The 5,634-nt window shown below is 53.5% G+C and carries 2 protein-coding genes; both read left to right on the forward strand.

Annotated elements, in window-relative coordinates; all coding sequences use genetic code 11:
* Positions 1-1,086, forward strand: a 1,086-nt coding sequence (locus tag B9A24_RS21100) for a LacI family DNA-binding transcriptional regulator (RefSeq protein ID WP_234997599.1), incomplete at its 5' end; no start/stop codon positions are given.
* An 815-nt stretch (positions 1,087-1,901) separates the two neighbouring features.
* Entirely contained in the window at positions 1,902-4,991 is a 3,090-nt protein-coding gene (locus B9A24_RS21105) for a PKD domain-containing protein (RefSeq protein WP_084448092.1), read from the forward strand.
* The last annotated feature ends 643 nt before the right edge of the window (positions 4,992-5,634 follow it).

Genomic DNA, 5,634 nt, shown 5'->3' on the forward strand with positions numbered 1-5,634 from the left:
TTTTTCTTTAGAACTCAACGTATGGCACCTAATCCGAAGCGTGTTTCCATTATCGACATAGCCAGGGCGCTAAATTTGTCGGTAGCGACGGTATCAAGGGCATTGGCCGACAAAAAAGATATTGGCGAGGTGACCAAAGCCCGCGTGCGCCAGCTGGCTCAGGAGCTGAACTATCGGCCCAACCAGCTAGCCTCTGCCCTGCGCAAAGGCCGCAGCGGCACCCTGGGCGTGATTGTCCCGCATATAAAAGGCTATTTCTTTCCGGCCGTAATGCATGGCATCGAAACCATCGCTAGCAAAGCGGGCTACAACGTGCTGCTGTGCGAATCAAACGAAGACGTGCGGCGCGAGCGGCGCAACGTCGAAACGCTGCTTTCGGCCCAGGTGGAAGGTATTCTGATATCGGTGTCGGCCACGACACACGACCAGATGGACCACTTTGAGCAGGTACGACAGCAGGGCACGCCGCTGGTGTTTTTCGACCGTATGCCCGAGCTGGCCGGCAGCACGGGCGTCGTGCTCGACGACTTTTCCGGCGCTTACCAGGCAGTAACTCATCTGATTGAGCAGGGCTGCACGCGGATAGCGCATTTAGCTGGTCCTCAACACTTAAACACCAGCCGCAACCGCTACCTGGGCTACGCGCAGGCGCTTCGGACGCATGGCCTGCCCGCTGATGATGAGCAGCTGGTGTACGCGCTGCCCGCCCTAAGTCAGGAGTCGGGGCGCCAGGGCATGGAGCACCTGCTAGGGCTGGCGCAGCCGCCCGACGCGGTGTTTGCGGCCTATGCCATCCCAACGGTGGGCGCGCTGGAAGTGCTGCGCGAGCAAGGCGTGCGGGTGCCCCAGGATATTGCTTTGGCCTGCTTCAGCAACGAGCCCTTCACCACCATGACCACCCCCCGCCTAACCGCCGTAGATCAGCGGGCCGAACAGATGGGCGAAACAGCGGTCCGCCTGTTTTTGCAGCTCTGTAAGCGCGGCCCCCAGTACGCCCCCCCACCTATCGTTCTCAAGCCAGAGCTTCGCCTCCGCGACTCTTCCCTGCATTTGCAGCAGTGGCAGCCCCAGCTGCAGGCCTCCTGATCGGGAGTCTGACGACAAAGGCTGCTTGCCCGTAAATCAAGATGCTGGCAGCTGTTTGCAGCTACAATAGAAGCAAAAAAGCCCCCCAATAGCCTTCAACATGCTGCTGGGGGGCTTTTTTTGCGAAATGTTTCGATACGCATCCAGGTAAGCTAACAGGCCATCATCTCTTACCTATTAGAAAAACTCTTTAGGAATATATACCTACCGAATAGTAGCCAATAGTGGAGAGCATAAGAGGCAAAACATAACCTTATTTGCTTATTTGATGAACCGAACGAAAATATTCTTAGAAGGCCATAGGCTACGGTTCTGCTTAAGGGCAAATACAGTCAGAATTTATTTAAAATAAAATCAAGGTAGGTTTTACCATTCTTTTAAGAATACCCGACACGTACTATGTACGCCGAATAATTATATAAATAATTGCAAAATTTATAAAAGCGAAACTACTTTATTTATAATTATTATTTCTATATTTCAAATTATAACAAGCGCTCATCATCTACACTTGCTGAATTGCAGAGATGCATACTTGAGCTCTTCTGACAGTTACTTATGGTTTTCGTGGTACAGCCCCGCGCCAGAATTTGCCCCCAGGAGCCAGTAAAATGGCGAACACCACGTTTGAAAGGATAGCAAAAAACTACCCCTTAAGCCCCTGATCGGCCACGATGCACTTATTAGCACCTGCATTACTCATTCATTATCAGCGCATTACCCACTATCCGCTCATGGCGAAAAAGGTCCATCATCTTACTACCACCCACACCTGCTGATCTGAAGCGAGATTGTCAGGCAACCTCTACCCTGTCATGAAAACAAGACTATTACTTCTATTGCTCATACTCGGCTTGCCCTGCTGGCAACCGGTAGTTGCCCAAACGCCCCCCAGCGGGTTTTCCTCCGTAACCGTAGCCGCGCAGTGGGATGAAGCCGTAGGTATTGCCTTCAATAAAACGGGTAGCCAGATGTTCGTTTGGGAAAGGCCCGGGCGCGTGTGGGTAGTGGAAAACGGGCAGCGAAGCCTGCTGATCAATATCCGGGAGGAGGTGGGCGGTTGGGGAGACTTCGGCTTACTAGGCTTTGCCCTTCACCCTCAGTTTGATACGAACGGGTATTTCTACCTGTTTTATACCGTCGACCGGCATCATCTGATGAATTTTGGTACGAGTAATTATAGCTCTACCATTGATGACTACCAAAGTGCTACCATAAACCGCCTGACCCGCTATACGGCCACGAAAACCACGACTGGCTATAGCGTTAATCCAAATAGCCGCAAAATTCTGCTGGGCGCCACGAAGGAAACAGGCATTCCTATCTTACATAATAGTCATGGAACAGGGAGCCTGGTGTTTGGCACCGATGGCACCTTGCTTGTCTCGGCCGGCGACGGCGCCAGCTATAACAGCGACGATGTGGGCAGTGCCAGCGAAACGTATTATACCCAGGCTTTAGCCGACGGTATCATCCCGAGCCAGCAAAATGTCGGGGCCCTACGCTCCCAGCAGCTGGAAAGCTACAACGGTAAAGTGCTGCGCCTCGATCCGGAAACGGGGAATGGCTTACCGAGCAACCCCTTTTACCAGTCGACCAATCCAGGCTCAGTGCAGTCGAAGGTATGGGCACTGGGTTTGCGCAACCCCTTCCGAATAACACTCAGGCCCGGCTCGGGCAGTACTGCTCCCGGCGATGGACGACCGGGTGTGCTGTACATCGGTGATGTGGGCTACAATACCTGGGAGGAGCTTAATATCGCTACCAGGCCGGGAATGAATTTTGGCTGGCCACTTTTTGAGGGCTTAGAGAAGCAGGATGGATATTGGAGCAAAAATATCTACAATACATACGCTCCCAATCCGGCGTACGGGACCAGCGGCTGCACTCAGCAGTACTTCTACTTCCAGGACCTGATTAAACAGCAGACAGCCAGCGGCACGGCTACTTACCTTAACCCCTGTACGGGCCAGGCCCTGCCTGCTACGGTTAAAACGTTCATGCACAGCCGCCCTACCATTGACTGGGCACACTGGGCTGACCCGGTTTCCCGAACTGGCACCTTCAGCGGAGAAACAGCCACTACCATCAACCTGAATGACCCGGCCTCGCCGGTTCCGGGTCCACTCTTCAGAGGGGGCTCTGCCATAGCGGGGGCCTTCTATACGGCAAACGACTATCCGCCGGAATATCGGAACACCTGTTTTTTTGGCGACTACGTGACCGGATTTATTCGCACGCTTAGTGTAGATGCCACTAACAAACCGTTGGCTGTCAAAGACTTTATCGCTGACAATGCGGTCGTCGTTTCTATGACTACTCACCCCACCGACGGGGCCCTTTACTATGTTAGTTTTTATCCGTCCGAAATCCGGAAAATAGTGTACCGGGCTCCTGATCGCGCGCCCATCGCCGTCGCTTCCGCCGACAAGACCTATGGACCCGGACCGCTCACGGTACAGTTTACGGGCGATAAATCGTATGACCCGGATGGCCGTCCTTTAACCTACTCGTGGAGCTTCGGGGATGGAGGAAGCAGTACGGCCGCCAACCCCATCCATACCTATGCGGCAGGGAGCCCTACCAATTATACGGTTACGCTGACCGTACAAGACAATTCGCTCAGCGGGCAGACCTCCCTGGTCATGTCAGCTAACAATATGCCGCCTCAGGTCTCGATCACTAGTCCGACTGATGGCACTAAGTACCCAATGGACAAAACGACCATTTATCCTTTAAGGGCTACTGTCACAGATCCGGAACACAGCAGTAGTCAGCTTACGTATGAGTGGCAAACGACGCTTTATCATGACGACCACAACCACCCTGAGCCCATCAATACCAATCCGGAAACCACTACCACGATTACCCCACTGGGTTGCGGCACAGAAATCTACTCGTACCGGATTAGCCTCACGGTAACGGATGCGTTGGGGCTAGCCACGAAGAAAGAAGTGACGCTTTATCCAGATTGCTCGTCCATGCCCAATCAGCTACCTACCGCGGATGCGGGCACGGATAAGACTATTACCACCAGTTTAATAACATTAAATGGTCAGGGTTCGGACCCTGACGGAACAATCAGCAGCTACGGCTGGACCAAGATTAGTGGAAAAGCGGCTACGCTGAGCGGGGCGGCTACGCAAAATTTAACCGTCAGCGGTCTGGTGGCCGGTAGCTACACATTCCGCTTAACAGTAGTTGATAATGGTGGAGCAAGTGCTTTCGACGATGTTAACGTGACCGTTAATCCAGCGCCGGCTGGCCCGCAAATCGTCAGCTTTATGCTTATAGATAACACTACCAAGGCGGAATCAGAGCTTGCTGAAGGGGGCGTCATCGACCTGATGAAGGGGACAAGCTTTAACATCAGAGCCAAACCTGGCACTGCAACCGTAAGCCGGGTAGACTTTACCCTGACGGGTACGGAGCAACGCACGAACAGTGATAAAGCGGTCCCATTTACGTTGATCGTCGAAGGTAAAAACAGTGCCTGGCGGCCGCAGATCGGCGCTTACACGTTGTCAGCAAAGCCATACGCGACCAACGCTACCAACAGTGGCGGCAATGCCTATACCATTAGTTTCCGGGTGGCAAATGGCAGCGTGGCCGCCCAGACCAGTGCGGCCACGCTGCCTGGCGGAGCAGGCGCTTGGGCCGCGGAGCAGGTACAGGTTTATCCGAACCCCTTTACCGACCAGCTCTCACTGCACATACAAGCGAAGGACACCGGTAAACACACCGTAAAGATCTATGACATGCTGGGCAAAGTAGTACTTGTGGCAGACGATGTGCCCACCGGGAAGCCCGTCAGCCTGGGCAGGCAGTTGCCAGCCGGCGTATACACCTTAATGGTGGGTAGTGGCGTCACCGTTAAGCATTACCGGATTATCAAAGCGAACTAAGCCTGCGCGGGGCTGCCAGAATGGGGTTGCCCAGCTGTCTGTACGGCCTAAGTATCATTAAACAAAATAAAAGAGCCCCCCAATGGAGTCTGGGAGGCTTTTTTACTTAATAGCGACTGGGGTTTGGCGCTGCTAACATATACTCATTAGGGTAGCGCGATACACTACTATAAGTACGCTATAATTAATTAAATATATTTTAGTAAATTAGCTGGTAAGCTGGCCTACTTATTTAGGCAGCCAAAAGCCCTTTGGATCAGGAGCAAACCGGGCCCCTGTATGATTTCGGTGCCGGCACCTATGAGGTGTCCGGCTTAAAAAAGAGCTGGGTTCTTCGTTTAGTGAGGTTCCAGCCCCTTCTGACGCTGGTAATCATCCGTTTTCTTCACCAAGTCCTTCCCGACCATTCCCCTCCGTGCGCCCAGCCTGGAAGTACCAGTAGGTAAAGCCCGCGAGTAGTTTAGGTTTCCGGACTGGCCCTAACGCCCGCGCTGCTCCCGTAAAAAGAGGTGGCTCCGGGTTGCCGGAAAGCGCGGGCAACCGCCGCAAAAAGCCCCCCAGTCGAAGAATCGCAGGGGTGTGCCGGTCGCGTTCGGGTGCTTTTTCGCCCAGATGGTGCTTCGCCTCCTGCTATGAAAAGGTT

Source organism: Hymenobacter roseosalivarius DSM 11622 (assembly GCF_900176135.1).
Taxonomy (GTDB): Bacteria; Bacteroidota; Bacteroidia; order Cytophagales; family Hymenobacteraceae; genus Hymenobacter; species Hymenobacter roseosalivarius.